Consider the following 15,732-nt stretch of genomic DNA (forward strand, 5'->3'; position numbering starts at 1 on the left):
GGATGCAGGGGATGCAGGGGGGGGATTAGTGATTTCTCAACCAAGGTGATGGATTATTAATCATATTTACCAAACCGGATAAAACTTGGTTGTAATTTGCATAAACTTCTCGTCCTACTTCTACATTCATGTAGTTGCATTTGACAGCAAATTCAATCCAAGTTTGGGTTTCTGCTGCTTCAGCCTCACAATCGTTTAATTTAGCGATAAAAGCAGCTTCATAACGCCGTTTTCTCCATGCTTCAGCTAAATTAGCACAAACAGAACGTGAGGATCTACGAATTTGATCAGTTAACGAATATCTCTCCTCCACAGGGAATTTCTTTGATAGCTCAAAAATTTTCATTGCCGCTTCAAAGGCAATTTTATAAATCCCCAAATCTTTATGATCTTTGATTGCTTCTTTATTCATTGTTTTACTTCCCCTGCCTCCCCTACTTCCCCTGCCTCCCCTGCTCTCTTCACCATGATCTCACATTTTCGCGTTGCTCCCCCTTGTAGTTTACCGCCTGTGAAAAATTTTTATTACAATGCAGATGTCCACTAGGCGGCGTGCTGTCTATCCACGTAAATCGAGAAGTTAATCGATGAGTAATCAACTACAAGACTACAATCCTAGCGGCGTAGGTGAAATAAATGGCAACCTCTTAGGTTTGCCCTGCGATTACGAGTCTGCAAACTTGATTGTCTTTGGTGTGCCGTGGGAAGTCACTGTTTCTTATGGCGCAGGCACTGCTAATGGCCCACAGCGAATTCTCGATGCTTCGACTCAACTGGATTTGTTCGATTTTGATAACCCTAATGGTTGGAAGCAGGGAATTTTCATGGTGGAAATTCCCCAAGATATTTTAGAGAAGAACACATACTATCGCACCTTGGCAGCAAAAATTATCGAGCGATTAGCCCAAGGTAAACAACTCTCAGATACACCAGATTTAACTCCTGTCTTGACAGAAATTAATCAGGCTGGCGAACAGGTTAATCAATGGCTATTTGAAAATTGTCAAGAAGCAATTAACAAGGGTAAGCGAGTTGCAGTCATTGGTGGAGATCACAGTTCGCCTTTAGGTTATTTCCAAGCATTAGCGGCTAACTACGCCAACTATGGCATTTTGCACATTGATGCCCACGCAGATTTACGCGATGCATACGAGGGATTTGAGTTTTCTCATGCGTCGATTATGTTTAATGCGATGAAAATACCGCAGATTTCCAAGCTAGTACAGGTGGGTTTGCGTGATATTAGTCATGATGAAGTGCAAATGATTGACGAATCTGATAGTCGCATTATTGCTTATTACGACCCTGCAATTAAACAAAAGCTTTACTCTGGAACAACTTGGCTTGATTTATGCCGAGAAATTATCAGTCATCTACCTGAGTATGTTTACATTAGCTTTGATGTCGATGGTCTAGATCCAAAACTCTGTCCGAGTACAGGTACTCCTGTTCCAGGTGGATTGGAATTAGAGCAAACTTTTTGTCTGTTCCGGGAATTGGTTAATAGTGGGAGAAAAATTATTGGCTTTGATATCTGCGAAGTCGGTGATGCTGAGTGGGATGGTAATGTCGGGGCGCGGGTAGTTTACAAGCTGGCAAATTTGATGGATTTGTCTCAGCAGAATTCCCGATGAGTTGACAAGGGAACTCCAAAAAATAAATTATTCCGCTTGAGGTCGTTGACTGTTGACTGTTGACTGTGAACCGTCAACGGTCAACTGTTAACAGTAGCAATGGAATATTTTTTGGTTGGAAGTCCCTTAGGTGTTCGTTATTTACTGAACATCTGAAGAGTTTAGTTGAGCTTCAGCAATATCTTTGTTAAGCCATCGCCTAACTGCTCAATAGATGCCTGCTGTTTAGGATCTTTTAATGTGCCGTCGGCATTAAAAGCCTCGTAAGCTTTAGATACGGCTATTTGATCGGGAAGTACCAAAACTTTGATGTTTCCTAAGATAGACCGCAGGTGAACCAACCCCCGCAACCCACCAAGAGCACCTGGGGAAGCGCTCATAATGCTAGCAACCTTACCTGTAAAAGCAGCCAAGGGTGCTTCATTTGGGGCTGGACGGGATGCCCAGTCGATGGCGTTCTTCAAAACTGCTGTGAGTGAACTGTTATATTCTGGTGAAGCAATCAGCAATCCTTGATGAGAAATCATCAACTCTTTAAAAGTGCGGGCGTTGGCAGGTAGTCCTTCTTGAGCTTCCAAGTCTTCATCAAACAGAGGTAGTGGCAAATCGCGGAGGTCTATATAAGTCACTTCTGCACCTGCTGCCTTAGCGCCAGCCGCGGCGATTTTTACCAATTTTTTGTTGTAAGAATCAATCCGGGTGCTGCCGGCAAAGGCGAGGATTTTGGGTATAGATGCCATAGTTCTAGGTTGAATCTGAAGGATTGACCAGTTCAGCTGCATTATCCTGTTTTCAAGCGATCGCTATTTGCTACCTTTAGAGTTTCTTTACAAACTTTCTCTCAGATTATGGCAAGTTGGTCAGACTCTTATCTCGGCAAGTTACGACAAGTTGTAGGCAATCGCCTACTTCTATTATTTGGCGCACGTGTGATTATTGAGGATAACTTGGGGCGCGTTTTGTTGCAAAAGCGAAGTGATTTTAAACTTTGGGGGCTACCTGGTGGCTGTCCAGAAGTCGGTGAATCTGCCGAAGAATGTTCAGCACGAGAGGTTTTTGAAGAAACTGGTTTAACGGTTAAGCGGTTTGCACCTGTGGGCTTTTCTTCCAACCCAGCCTTTGAAACTGTAACCTATCCCAATGGCGATCGCGTCCAAACCTTCATTTTAATTTTGCGAGCCGTTGAATGGTCAGGCAGTCTCGCTTGCCTAGATGGAGAATCGCTGGCGCTGGAATTTTTTGATTTGGCGGACTTACCTACGTTAATGCCAAACGATCGCCCTGTTTTTGAAAAGTTTCAAGAATACAAGAAAAGCGGCGAATTTCAATTGTTCTAAAGCATTTTTTCCAAAAACTGCTTGGCGCGATCGCATTTAGGATTGTGGAAAAACTCGCCAGGAGTAGTATCTTCTGCTAAACTTCCCTGGTCGAGGAACATAATCCGATTGGCAACCTCTCTGGCAAAGCCCATCTCATGGGTAACAATTGCCATTGTGATTCCCGATAGCGCTAAAGCTTTCATTACTTCCAGCACATCCTTAACCATTTCTGGATCTAAGGCAGAGGTGGGTTCATCAAACAAAATCATCTCTGGTTCCATTGCTAATGCCCGAGCGATCGCTACTCGCTGTTTTTGCCCCCCGGATAGTTTAGAAGGATAGACATTAGCTTTTGGCTCTAAACCTACCTTAGCAAGCAATTCTAAGCCATGTTCTTCTGCTTTTTGCTTGTTTATTCCTTTCACCTTTATGGGCGCGTAGGTGACATTTTGCAGCACATTCATGTGGGGAAACAAATTAAAATGTTGAAATACCATCACCAAATGCTGACGCACTTTAGCGATGTTTGCTTTAGGCTTGGTGATTTCTTGATCGTGAAAGTAGATTCTTCCTCTGGTGGGTTGTTCTAGCAAGTTTATGCATCGTAGAAAGGTAGATTTACCTGAACCAGAAGGGCCTAGGATGGCAACCACTTCCCCCTGATAAAACTCAGTGGAAATATCTTTGAGTACGTCGAGTTTGCCAAAGGATTTACATAAGAATTCCGTGCGAATGATTACATTACTCACTTTCCCGTAACCTCCTTTCTAAAGCGGATGCACCCAAGGTCATACCCATTACTAAAACATAGTAAATTAACCCTGCAAATAGCAGTGGTTCAAAATAAATATACTTATTTGCACCAACGATTTGGGCGCTACGTAATATTTCCACCACCCCAATTGTTGACACCAGCGCAGAATCTTTGAGCAATCCGATAGTTTCATTTACCAATGCGGGGAGAATATTCTTCAATGCTTGGGGCAAAATCACATCCCACATCATCAACCAATAGGGAACACCCATAGACATCGCCGCTTCACTTTGCCCTTTATCCACCGCCTGAATTCCACCCCTGATGGTTTCCGACATATAAGCGCCAGAATTCAGGGTAAAAGTCAGCACCCCTGCTTGCAATGCGGAAATGTCATAGCCTGTAAGCTGGGGTGTTGCGTAGTAAACCAACGCCAACTGTAATAGCAAAGGTGTGCCTCGAAAAACAGAGGTGTAGGCGTTAGCAACCCAGGTAAGTGGCTTGATGCCGATAATTTTTAATAGAGAGAGGATTGTTCCCCAGATTAACCCCAAGGAGACAGACAATAGCGTAAACAACAAAGTTAAAGGGATTCCCCGAAGAATAAAGGGAATATCAGGAAGAATTCTAGTGAAATCAAGATTCAATCCGCCTTTGGCAGGAGTTGAAGATGCAGGATTGGCGGTAGTGTTTTGTGAAAACCACTTGGTTACTAGTTTAGCCAATGTGCCATTGTCCTTCATTTCTTGAAGGACTTTGTTAAACGGTTCTACTAAGGTAGAACCTTTGGGAAAAGCGATCGCTGATCCACTTGCCTCCTCTGAGGGAATAATATTAAATTCTAAATCTGGGTTAGCTTGGGCAAATCCCTTAGCGACGGTATCCTCAACAATTGCTGCATCAATTCGCCCAGATTTGATTTCTTGAACTACTTCCGGCACTCTGTTGAGTTGCTTTAGCTGAATACCCGCAACTTTTTCAGCAATTTTCTGAGCATTTTGTTCTTGTATCGTTCCTAGTTGTACACCAACCTTCTTCCCTGATAAGTCTTGGGGCTGCTTCAGGTTGCTACCCTTAGAAGCGACAATCGTATCTCTAGCTTCGTAATAAATAATTGAAAAATCAATATTTTTCTGACGTTCTGGAGTCGGAGTCATCCCAGCCATTACAAAATCAGCGCGATTTGCTTGGAGTGCAGGAATTAATCCATTAAAATCAGATTCCATTATCTGAAGTTTAAACCCTAGTTTTTCAGCAAGGGTCTTAGCAATATCTATATCAAAGCCAACGATTTGGCGATCACCTCCTTTAGTATCATAAAACTCATAAGGAGGATAATCTGGAGAAGTAATCATCGTCAGCGTGTCTTTACCTAAAGATGAGACAGCTTTTAGAGAATTACTATGTCCGATGATGCTGGCTACTAATGCTACAACTAGTATTGTTAGTAACCATACTTTCTTTTTCTTCATAAACTTGATAATTATATAATTTACACTCCGCACCTAAAACTGTCACATCAATCGAGCAGATAATACCTGTGACTAACTAATTACTAATTCGTAATTCGTAATTCGTAATTAAAGGTACAAGTCCCTGACTTTAGTTATGGAGACAAATAAATTTCTGACTTATCAGGTAATATATCTGCCTAATCTTATAAAAAATTAAGGACTGTCAAATTCTGACTTTGGTCGCCTCCAGCAGCTTAACGCTGGCATAAATAGCATCAATATAAGGTGTCGGAATTTGAGTGAGTTTTCCCAATTCTGCCACCGCGCCAACAATAGCATCTATCTCCGTGGAGCGTCCGGTTTCAATATCTTGTAACATCGAGGTTTTATGGGCACCAACATTTTCTGCCCCATTAATTCGCTGTTCCAAAGTAATACCAAACTTAGTACCTAACTTTTGGGCGATCGCTTGGGTTTCTGTCATCATTTGCCGTGCTAGTTCACGGGTGAGGGGATACCGACAAATATCCTCTAAAGTCGCGCCAGTCAGGGCACTGATGGGATTAAACGCCACATTTCCCCACAATTTGATCCAAATTTCCGTGCGAATTTGATTGCGAATTGGTGCTTTAAATCCTGCCTGTTTTAAAGCCTGTGCCAATAATTGGATACGTTCTGTTTTAGCACCATCGATTTCACCGAGAGTAAAGCGATCGCCTTCAATATGCTTAATCACACCTGGTTCAATGATCTCAGTTGCCGGGTAAACAACACAACCGATGGCACGATCAGCACCGATATTAGCTTCAATAATCCCATCTGGGTCAACAGATTGAATCCGCGTCCTTTCATACTCACCGCCATACTTGCGGAAGTACCACCAAGGAACGCCATTTTGGGCTGTTACCACCATCGTGTGAGAATCGTAAAGTGCAGGGAGAAAAGGTGCGATCGCAGGCACACTGTGAGCTTTAACAGTTAAAATGACTACATCTTGTCGCCCTGCTGACTGGATATCATTAGTCGCCAGAGACGGCATAGCAATTTGGCTAGAACCGTCTGCCATGAGCAACTTCAACCCATTTTTTTGAATCGCCTCCAAATGAGAACCACGCGCGATTAGCGTTACGGCTTCACCTGCTAGTGCCAGTTTTGCCCCTAAATATCCACCAATCGCACCCGCGCCAACAATACAGATTTTCATTTTGTTTAGGGATAGTTAGCAAATAATTAACTAGTTATTTACCCTCAAACAGCTACGCTTTGCATCGCTTTCAGTAGGTCTTGATGAACAGATTGTGAGGCAGCTACTATCAATCCAGGCAGGCTATAGTTTTGACAAGTATGCAGTGGCGGTAAAGTCGAACCATCCAAGGTAGTTACAATCCAGCCAGCCTCTTTCGCAATAAAAGCAAGTGCAGCACTATCAATAAATTTGCCCGATTTGGTCACTGCTCCACTCAAGTCGCCACTAAGAATACCATTGAGATTGGGAATTTGAATATCACTAGAGTAATCAGTGGCTATATCGATTACTTTATATCGATCTTTTAGTAAATGTGCAACAGAATTCATTCCCCATCCCAACAAAATAGAAGGTTTGGGAGATGTTATCTGTAACGGGGCACAGGCTTCTAAGCTCATCTCCAGCGTTCCTTTAAAAGCACCTTCGCCTCGAACAGCGTAAAAATAAACATTTTGGGCAGGAGAAATAGCGACTACTGCTTCAAAGTCATCCGAATTTAGAATACTGAGAATAATTTGGTAATTAGAATGTCCATCAATGTAAAACTTCGTGCCATCAATTGGGTCGAGTGTGACTAAATAATCACCATCTAAACCGAGTTCGGTAGCGCGAAAATACTTAGTATTGTTAGAACTTTCATACTCTTCCCCAAAAAAGCGAATCTCTGGAAAAGTGGACAGTAGTACAACTTCTATCAGATTTTGAATAGCCAAATCCGCATCAGTAAGCGCGGCAGTAAAAAAGTTTTTTCCTTGTTCTTTGGGGGGAAGTGCAGCAATTTTGGGTTGAAGAAAATGGGCATAGGCTGCTGCTACTTTGAGATGGGGGAGCAAAGTCTCCAAAATTAGTCGAGTCGTTGGTGTTGTGGACATTGCAGCAAACTCCTTTAAGAAATAATCTACCGTTGCCAGGGCGATAGCATTCTATAATCTAGACAAAATTACGGTATCATTTTGATGCAATGATACCACCGCTGCTATATTACTCTAATCTTTGTGTCTTAAAGAGACTATAAAACATCGCAACTTTTATCAGAGGGTACTACGATGGCATTAGAAATTTATTGCATCTGATTATGGCAAAGCAGGACGCTCCACTCACAACAGAAGCGCTAATAAAGGAAGTCTGTCGGCGGATTCGGGTAGCCCGCAGCTATTGGGATGCTCATAACAACGCTGCTTGCAGGGGTGAGCGCGATCGCGCATTAGCCCTTTATAATACACTGAGCAAGGAACAAAAAGAGCAGATTCCGCAAGTGTTGCGGGTATGGCTACGCTATCGCAGTGAGAAGTATTTTGGCGCACACCGAACACCGCCCAAATCGGCACGTAAATCAAAATAGTCCTTTAGTCGTATAGAATAAGTAACTAAATTCTGACGACTGATATCTTCATTATTAATAAAGCTTTAACCTAAAAATAAAATATAATGGAGAAACAGCAACTTATAAAATTGCTAATTGGTGATTTTACTTGGCAAAGATTGCTTCAATCTTTAATATTTATTTATATATTTTTTAGCGGATATGTATATCTTAGGGCAGATAGCATGATTTTTCTGTCTCAACCTTCTAGTTATCAAGATAATCCTGGAATTATCAAGTTAAAAAGTGGGGAAAATACGAATATCTCAGCTACATACTTGTTGAACAATAAAGCTAATTATACTATTCTTTATTCTCATGGTAATTCCGAAGATTTAGGAGATATAAAACAGATATTAGAAAAATTACACGCCTGGGGTTTTAGTGTCTTTGCTTATGATTATCGTGGTTATGGTACGAGTCAAGGAAAGCCAACAGAAACTCACGCATATGAAGATATCAATAGCGCTTACAATTATTTGACCCAAAATTTAAAAATATTACCTGAAAAAATTATAGTTTTGGGGCGTTCGGTTGGCGGTGGTTCTGCGGTAAACTTAGCAATGCAGAAACCAGTAGCTGGTTTAATTATTGAAAGTTCGTTTATTTCCGCTTTTCAAGTAATCGTACCATTTCGGATTTTACCTTTTGATAAATTTCCTAATCTGGAGAATATCAAAAAAGTAAAATGCCCAATCTTGGTGATTCATGGAAAAGCAGATGAGATTATTCCTTTTGCTCATGGAGAAAAGCTGTTCAATGCTGCAATATCGCCAAAACTTTCTTTGTGGGTTGAAGAGGCAAATCATAATGATTTATTTTGGGTAGCTGAAGAAAAGTATCAGAAAACTTTGCAAGAGTTTACTAAGCTTGTAAAGGCAAATCAGCAATTACCCCATTATACTAGTCTGCTTCAACCCTCTTAAATCCAATACAGTTCACTTAAGCTTTTCTTCCTTATAAGATTGAGTATAATTTCATAAGCTCAGTATGTAAAAAGATCATCGCCCTTCATCCTCTTCATTTAAGCGTTCGCGTAGCGTCTCGTAGAGAAGAGAGAAAAGATGACAGCAAGGATATCTGCCAAATCTAACTACTAAATAGATTTATCAATTGCTATGTGTTTTCTAGTAAATTACTAGCCAGTTGTAACGAAGCGATGACCGAGCGCTGTAAGTTGCCTGAGAAGATATTCTACAGCGTTGGGTCAACAACTGGCGGTTTGTGGAGGTACTGAGGCATAGGGTAAACCAGTCCTCGTGTAACCTTTGGGCTGTCCCGTTCTCTTGATATCTTATTTAAACTGCAAAACAGAGACTTGTAATGCCAAATTGGCAGAATCTTTTTGTCTTCAGATGAAGTGCCACCATTCCTGCAAATTTTTCTGAAGGGCGAATCGAAAGAATCGAAGGCAGTATAGGAAACTCTGCTAGTTCAATAGATAACTTTTAGCAAAGTTCGTTAAGCACGTACAATTTAGATCGGTTGTTACACACACCAGTCTGATTGTGATTAGCCATAATGTAGTGTAGTGGTGCAATATATTGCACTGTTACAAAAGCTAAATACAGAGGTAAACTATGTTTCCTTTTTGGGGTAATGCCTGTTATGGAAGCGAACCCATTTCGCACAAAGCTAGCTTAGAGCGGAAATTAAAATTCTTGATTTGGATGCGAGATGATTTAGAGTCTAAATTAGCTGGCATTAATGCTTCTATTGAGACCATTCGGCAGCAAATAGAACGCTCAGACTCAGCCGCTTAGGATTTAGTTCTTGCAGACTTTGTACTTAAGCCGATTGTAACTTCTTTGTGACTGGGTGCTGTAAATTGACTGCATCAGTGTTGTAGGTCTTTGTACAGCGCCCTGTCATTAACTGGCGCACAAAAGAGTTAGTCTTGAAAAAGAAAGCCCAGTCTTTTGCGCTGGTAGCTGGTGGAAATAACCTTGAATAAATAATTCAAGGCAGAGATAGGTAAGCAGAGTTTAATAATATCTTGAAGTTAGAGCCGTAATCGTCACTTAACGCGCCAACACTTAATAGAAATGAAAAATATTATCTCGATTGTTTGGAATAGCTGGTTAAAACGGCATGAAGAATCTATTCTACTATTTGACTCAATTGCTGCTGCTAGTGAGATTGCCCTTATGCTTAACGGTCAATGGGATGGCTGCAATGGGGTAATAATCGCTAAATGTGATGAGATAGCTGTTAACACTGCTACCAAACTATTAGAAGCTACATGGTGTTATCAAGGCGCATCAAAAGCCGTTCTAAACAGAGTAACAACTGATGAAGTTTTACGCCGTTATGCAATGGGAGAAAGAAATTTTATTAATGCTAATTTCAGGTGTGCAATACTTGCATCAGCAAAACTGAGTGAAATTAACCTAAGTTATGCAAAGTTGAGTTGGGCAGACCTAAGCCAAGCCAATCTCAGTAAAGCTGATTTAACGGCAGCAGACCTAAGTGAAGCTAATTTAAGTGGAGCCGACCTGAGTAAGACATACCTAATGAGGGCAAACCTAACCAAGGCTAACCTGCAACTAGCTAACCTAAGTGGGGCTAACCTAAGTAGCGCTAACTTAAGTGAAGTTAACCTCACTGATGCAGATTTAACAGGAGTTAATTTATCACTAGCAGACCTCAGAGGGGCAAATTTTCACTTCTGCAATTTGAGTGGGGCTAACTTAACAGGTGCCAAATTAATTGAAAGTGACTTGGCTTTTGCTAGACAATAAGCAGACCTAGAGGTGATTAGAATTAGGTTAGGTGTACCCGTCAGCTGTAGGCTTCACTAAAGATTTTCTCCACTAAAGTGCTTACTACAAAGCGTTTTTTATGTATGCCTATTTACTTAACAATCGGTTAAAACTTGAAGCTGCATAAAAAAAGTCCGCTTTCGCGGACTATGGACATTGGATAAGGTTAAGTTGTCACCAAGAGTGTCTACAAGATGTTAGACTCAATATTCATTCTTTCTTAGAAAACTTTAAAAATCAAGCTCCTCAGAACAAATATTAGGACATAACTCCTTGATTTAAGTCTTTTTAAAATATTATCTAAAAATAGTTTTTACGAAATTTTAATTACGAATATAGTTGAGATATAGCGATTCTCATTTAAATGATGTACACGTTTAGGGGCAAGACATTGCCGTGCCCTTACGATTATCTATGTTCATCTGTGGTTAATTCTTTTTTCTGTTACCCATGCAAGAACCGCTATAAAAGCTATTTTTGACAATACACTCGCTAAAATAGCACTTTATTTCAATCGAAAAAGACTAAGTTATATTACTAATTAATCAGACATAATTAAGAGATTTATGTCTGAATCTGTGTAAAATCCAAGTATTTTCCTTCTTAGATTTAAACCAGATTTTTGCAATGATTCATATTCAAATTTAGTAACATTGAAATTTTACTTAGTTTGAAAGATATTCTGTACCATTTTTTTGCCTACATTCGCCGCCGCCTTATCCAACTCTGCAATCTCACTGGCATTTAATTGCCAACCCAATGCACCAATATTCTCCCTTGCTTGTTCCACGCTCTTTGCTCCAGGGATGGGAATGGTTCCTTTACAGATGCACCAATTAATTGCTACCTGTGACATAGTTTTGTTTCTGGACTGTGCCACCTCTTGCAAAGTTGCCAAAAGTGATCCGCCAGCAGAAGCCGCTCCACTTCTACCCATTCCTGGCAATATCTGCCTAAACAGCAGACCTCGGATGCCTTTGGGCAAAGGGCCTTGCTCAGAGTATTTTCCTGTCAGTAGCCCCAAAGCCAGAGGGCTGTAGGCAATCAATTTAATTCCCAACTCATCACAAAGGTCTTTGAGCTTTAGTTGGGTGACAGGATATGTAGACAACAGAGAGTATTGAACTTGCAGAGTAGTAATAGGAACGCCTCGTTCAGCAAACTTTTTCTGCACTTGCTTAAGGCGCTGAGGCCCAAAATTAGATAGTCCTACTCCCTTAACTAGTCCTTGCTCATAAAGATCGGCAAGACCATCTAACAGCCCTCCCTCTTGCCAAGGAGCATAGTTTGCTGTCGACCAGTGCATCTGTACCAAATCTACGTTTCTTCCCAGGCGTTGGGCAGATGACTTGCAAGCCCTTACCATTGAATGACGTGTCCATCTCCACGGGTAAGCAGCAAGCTTAGTAGCAATACAAATATTGTCTTTGCCTGAACCTACATATTCTCGGCTGAATCGTCCCAAGAGTAGCTCACTTCGTCCATTCAATCTCCCTGTTCCGTAAGAATCACCTGTATCAAATAAAGTCACACCGTTGCTTACACAAAGGTTAAACACCGCTTGCAACTGGTCATCCATACTTTCGTTATATCCCCAAAGCAGTTGGTTGCCCCAGGCCCAAGTCCCGCAGCCCATGCTTGGGAGGGAGAGTTTTTGGAGAGTCTGCATCTTTGCTCTCTGTAAATTGCCTTATTAATTATCAGGCATATAGTAGGCATTAACGCGCGAGTAGCATGATTACTAAGCAAATGAGGAGAACATTGTAGCAATAGTGCAACGTTACCTATTTTGTTTTAAAAATTTACAAAGGTTTGGGAGGTTCCCCAAAGTAGGCTCACTACTTTCTTATTGGGCAAACTTAGCCCAAGCACATATATTTTTAGTCGGTTGTTAAAAGAGCGATTAGCACCAACCATTAGGATATTGTCGAATTTGCAAGGAGCCAAGCTTTCTGAGTCCATGCATTATTAAATAACCCAGCCTCTGGTACTTCTAATTCAAATGAATGAGGTGGTGATTTTAGCAATAAGGGCGAACCTTTATCATGAGCTTCAACTAAATTAACTATCCAGGGAAGAAAGTCTAAGATTTCTTTTGGTAATACAGTTAATTCAAAGTCCCACACCAAATTAAGACCTTGGCAGACTTGTCCTTTTCTGTACGTCGTGACTCTACCAGCGCTCTTGTTAATAGCCAGTCGAAGAATAAATGGGCGGAATGGGACAAATTCATCAGGTGCTGTATAAGCATATACATTTACATAATTCAGTCTCTGCCTATGATCCATCCAAGATGCGATCGGTGAATTACTACTATAAGATGTACCAGTTATCAGCACTGGCATATTCATAGCAGCAGCAAAGTTAGAGTAGAACTCACGCCTTAGTTCGCTAACAATATGTTTAGCTTCTGGGTTCATGGTTACTACACCTGTTACAAAAATGAGCGCATGGCTTCATAAGAGATAGAGATTATCAATTGTGGAAACTTCTCTTACGCTGTTTATCCTTAGCAATTGCTTTGCTTTTGAGCTTTTGCAGAGGCGTTTCAAAGTGTCGGTGCTTTCTGATATCTGGAAAAACCCCCGTGTTGGATACTTCTCGCTTAAGTGAAAAAAGCAGGGGAGCAGGGAGCAGGGAGCAGGGGAGAAAAACCACGCCATTTGCGGGTGTTGCTCTCAACCTGCGTGAGAAAAGGAGCAAGGGGGCTTTTGCCCACAATTCGGCTTGGTTTGTACCTTTTCCCTTGCCCCCTGCCTCTTATCAACGTAAGTCCGATTCAATCCCTTCATTTTTGCCTAGTATTATTTGCGTCATATTATAATTTCTACTAAATTGACTTAGTTTGTGGTTGGGTTGTGGTAATTGCTCCAGTCAACCAAAGCACAAAAAAAGGCAGACGCCTTGTCTGCCCTCAAGACTGTAGAGTTAAATTATTAGTTTTAAACCTTAATAGCGGCGAGAGGAACCACCATCACCACCTCGTCTACCGCCAGAGGAACCTCCGTCTGTTTTGGGTTTGGCTTTATTGACTTTTAAGCTCCTACCCATCCACTCAGCAGTATCAAGGGCCTCAATCGCTGCTGTTTCTTGTGCGTCTGATTCCATTTCTACAAAGCCGAAGCCTCTCATCCGACCTGTTTCTCGGTCGATAGGCAATTGAACATTTTTTACCGTTCCATATTCTGCAAAGACGTGCCGGAGGTCATCTTCTTTAACCTCATAAGATAGGTTACCGACGTAAATTGACATAAGAATGTCTCCAGAATCAGGGGGTGTAGAGATTTAGATCCGGAGAGGTCTGTAATACAAGTATATATAAAAACAAACTGCACAGCCGAATTTAATCTTCCATAAATACCTTAACATAAATTGAGAAGTTATGTTCATAAGCAACACTATACCTATCTGTTGATCTAAATACTTGGACAGTTGGCGAAACTCTTTTAAAATCAATCTATCAGCGATCGCACTGAATTTGAGGTCACTAAAAAAATCAATTACTGAACTTCTTTCTCTTCAAATAGTATTAGTATTTTTTAAATTTTATTCACTCAAAATTTCGAGGAAGTCTAACTAAATAAAACCAGTGCGATCGCTTGTAACGTAAAATTAATTTCCATCCGGCATTTGCTAACACCTTGACGCCCATGTTTTGCGACTACCTTATCCAAATTCTCACTGCCCGTGTGTACGATGTTGCCCAGGAAACACCACTGGAGTATGCCCCAAATTTGTCTGCGCGGCTAAATAATCAACTCCTGCTGAAACGTGAGGATATGCAGTCAGTATTTTCCTTTAAACTGCGGGGTGCTTATAACAAGATGGTGCAACTGCCACCAGATATATTAGCGCAGGGTGTAATTGCAGCGTCTGCGGGTAACCATGCTCAGGGGGTCGCCCTTGCAGCCAATCGCTTGGGAACCAAAGCGATTATCGTTATGCCAATAACTACGCCCCAAGTCAAGGTGGATGCGGTTAGAATGAGGGGCGGAGCAGTCGTGTTACATGGAAATACCTACGACGATGCTTATAGCTATGCCCGTAAATTAGAAGTAGAAAAAGGATTGACCTTTATTCATCCCTTTGATGATCCCCATGTAATTGCTGGACAGGGAACAATTGGGATGGAAATTTTACGACAATATCAGCAACCCATCCATGCAATTTTTGTAGCGATTGGAGGAGGCGGATTAATTTCTGGGATTGGTGCATATGTAAAACGGTTGCGTCCCGAAATCAAGATTATTGGTGTTGAACCAGTAGATGCTGATGCTATGTCTCAATCGCTAAAAGCCGGACATCGGGTGCGCTTGTCCCAAGTGGGCTTATTTGCTGATGGTGTGGCGGTGCGGGAAGTAGGTGAAGAAACCTTCCGTTTATGTCAGCAGTATGTAGATGAAATTATTTTGGTGGATACAGACGATACTTGTGCTGCGATTAAAGACGTATTTGAGGATACGCGATCCATTCTAGAACCAGCTGGTGCATTAGCGATCGCAGCTGCCAAAGCCTATACAGAACGAGAACAAATCGAGGGACAAACCTTAATTGCTGTAGCCTGCGGTGCAAACATGAATTTTGATCGCCTCCGCTTTGTGGCAGAACGGGCAGAGTTGGGCGAACGCCGCGAAGCGATCTTTGCAGTCACAATTCCTGAGGAACGGGGAAGTATTCGCCAGTTTTGTGAATGTATTGGCAAACGTAATCTTACTGAGTTTAATTATCGCATTGCTGATCAAAAAACAGCCCATATTTTTGTCGGTGTGCAAATTCAAAATCGTGCTGATGCTGCCAAGATGGTAGAAAACTTTGAAGCTCAAGGATTTGAAACTCTTGATTTAACGGATGACGAACTAACTAAATTACATCTGCGCCACATGGTGGGTGGGCACTCTCCCCTGGCTCACAATGAATTGCTTTACCGTTTTGAGTTTCCCGAACGTCCCGGCGCATTGATGAAGTTTGTTACTTCCATGAGTCCCGACTGGAATATTAGTCTTTTTCACTACCGCAACAATGGGGCTGACTACGGTCGAATCGTTGTTGGTATCCAGGTTCCCCCCCATGAGATGGAAGAGTGGCAAGCTTTTCTCGATAACCTGGGCTATCGCTATTGGGATGAAAACAAGAATCCGGCATACAAGCTGTTTTTGGGATAGGGGAGTGGAGAAGAAGCTGGGGAGCAGGGGGCAGGGGG

General features: G+C 41.6%; 16 protein-coding genes and 1 pseudogene. 7 read left to right on the forward strand and 10 right to left on the reverse strand.

The window, feature by feature from the left end; translation table 11 throughout:
• Positions 1-25: 25 nt before the first annotated feature.
• Positions 26-412: a four helix bundle protein gene (locus tag F8R90_RS07850; RefSeq protein ID WP_196510284.1), complete on the reverse strand. Its 387-nt coding sequence runs from the start codon at positions 410-412 to the stop codon at positions 26-28.
• 175 nt (positions 413-587) lie between these two features.
• Between F8R90_RS07850 and speB the strand changes: the two genes are divergently transcribed.
• Entirely contained in the window at positions 588-1,634 is a 1,047-nt protein-coding gene (gene speB / locus F8R90_RS07855; protein WP_196510285.1) for an agmatinase SpeB, read from the forward strand.
• Between the two features lie 161 nt (positions 1,635-1,795).
• Here speB and F8R90_RS07860 read toward each other — a convergent pair whose 3' ends face one another.
• A complete protein-coding gene (locus tag F8R90_RS07860) occupies positions 1,796-2,374 on the reverse strand; it encodes an NADPH-dependent FMN reductase (protein WP_230966190.1) in 579 nt (192 codons plus the stop codon).
• A gap of 108 nt (positions 2,375-2,482) precedes the next feature.
• Here F8R90_RS07860 and F8R90_RS07865 point away from each other — a divergent pair, with 108 nt between their 5' ends.
• Positions 2,483-2,971, forward strand: a complete 489-nt coding sequence (locus tag F8R90_RS07865) for an NUDIX hydrolase (RefSeq protein ID WP_196510287.1) — start codon at positions 2,483-2,485, stop codon at positions 2,969-2,971.
• On the opposite strand, the gene F8R90_RS07870 is transcribed toward F8R90_RS07865, so the two are convergent.
• The 4 genes from F8R90_RS07870 to F8R90_RS07885 form a co-directional block, all read right to left on the reverse strand.
• On the reverse strand, positions 2,968-3,702 hold the full coding sequence (locus F8R90_RS07870) for an amino acid ABC transporter ATP-binding protein (RefSeq protein ID WP_331000623.1): 735 nt from the start codon (positions 3,700-3,702) through the stop codon (positions 2,968-2,970). The two genes, F8R90_RS07865 and F8R90_RS07870, sit on opposite strands and share 4 nt — an antisense overlap.
• Positions 3,695-5,179, reverse strand: coding sequence for an ABC transporter permease subunit (locus F8R90_RS07875; protein WP_196510288.1), 1,485 nt, complete (start codon positions 5,177-5,179; stop codon positions 3,695-3,697). The genes F8R90_RS07870 and F8R90_RS07875 overlap by 8 nt, the downstream gene beginning before the upstream one ends.
• A gap of 205 nt (positions 5,180-5,384) precedes the next feature.
• Positions 5,385-6,365, reverse strand: coding sequence for a 2-dehydropantoate 2-reductase (locus F8R90_RS07880; RefSeq protein WP_196510289.1), 981 nt, complete (start codon positions 6,363-6,365; stop codon positions 5,385-5,387).
• A gap of 44 nt (positions 6,366-6,409) precedes the next feature.
• On the reverse strand, positions 6,410-7,279 hold the full coding sequence (locus F8R90_RS07885) for an inositol monophosphatase family protein (RefSeq protein WP_196510290.1): 870 nt from the start codon (positions 7,277-7,279) through the stop codon (positions 6,410-6,412).
• Positions 7,280-7,482: 203 nt separating this feature from the next.
• Between F8R90_RS07885 and F8R90_RS07890 the strand changes: the two genes are divergently transcribed.
• The 4 genes from F8R90_RS07890 to F8R90_RS07905 all read left to right on the forward strand — a co-directional run bounded on the left by F8R90_RS07890 (position 7,483) and on the right by F8R90_RS07905 (position 10,511).
• On the forward strand, positions 7,483-7,749 hold the full coding sequence (locus F8R90_RS07890; RefSeq protein ID WP_196510291.1) for a Precorrin-3B methylase: 267 nt from the start codon (positions 7,483-7,485) through the stop codon (positions 7,747-7,749).
• 86 nt (positions 7,750-7,835) lie between these two features.
• Entirely contained in the window at positions 7,836-8,696 is an 861-nt protein-coding gene (locus F8R90_RS07895; RefSeq protein ID WP_196510292.1) for an alpha/beta hydrolase, read from the forward strand.
• A gap of 654 nt (positions 8,697-9,350) precedes the next feature.
• A complete protein-coding gene (locus tag F8R90_RS07900) occupies positions 9,351-9,533 on the forward strand; it encodes a hypothetical protein (protein WP_190899622.1) in 183 nt (60 codons plus the stop codon).
• Between the two features lie 282 nt (positions 9,534-9,815).
• A complete protein-coding gene (locus F8R90_RS07905; protein ID WP_196510293.1) occupies positions 9,816-10,511 on the forward strand; it encodes a pentapeptide repeat-containing protein in 696 nt (231 codons plus the stop codon).
• Between the two features lie 682 nt (positions 10,512-11,193).
• Here the strand turns inward: F8R90_RS07905 and F8R90_RS07910 are convergent.
• From F8R90_RS07910 to F8R90_RS07925, 4 genes and pseudogenes are all read right to left on the reverse strand, one after another.
• Positions 11,194-12,201 carry an aldo/keto reductase gene (locus F8R90_RS07910; RefSeq protein ID WP_196510294.1) on the reverse strand — a complete coding sequence of 336 codons (1,008 nt, stop codon included), beginning with the start codon at positions 12,199-12,201 and terminating at the stop codon, positions 11,194-11,196.
• A gap of 247 nt (positions 12,202-12,448) precedes the next feature.
• Positions 12,449-12,952 carry a hypothetical protein gene (locus F8R90_RS07915; protein ID WP_196510295.1) on the reverse strand — a complete coding sequence of 168 codons (504 nt, stop codon included), beginning with the start codon at positions 12,950-12,952 and terminating at the stop codon, positions 12,449-12,451.
• Positions 12,953-13,007: 55 nt separating this feature from the next.
• Positions 13,008-13,139, reverse strand: a pseudogene (gene rpsU / locus F8R90_RS07920) (30S ribosomal protein S21); the annotation flags it as partial.
• Positions 13,140-13,481: 342 nt separating this feature from the next.
• Positions 13,482-13,784 (reverse strand): RNA recognition motif domain-containing protein, encoded by a 303-nt coding sequence (locus F8R90_RS07925; RefSeq protein ID WP_190899630.1) that lies wholly within the window; start codon positions 13,782-13,784, stop codon positions 13,482-13,484.
• 398 nt (positions 13,785-14,182) lie between these two features.
• On the opposite strand from F8R90_RS07925, the gene ilvA reads away from it, so the two are divergent.
• A complete protein-coding gene (gene ilvA / locus F8R90_RS07930; RefSeq protein ID WP_196510296.1) occupies positions 14,183-15,694 on the forward strand; it encodes a threonine ammonia-lyase, biosynthetic in 1,512 nt (503 codons plus the stop codon).
• Positions 15,695-15,732 lie beyond the last annotated feature (38 nt).

Source organism: Nostoc sp. NZL (genome assembly GCF_015714705.1).
Lineage (GTDB): Bacteria > Cyanobacteriota > Cyanobacteriia > Cyanobacteriales > Nostocaceae > Nostoc > Nostoc foliaceum_A.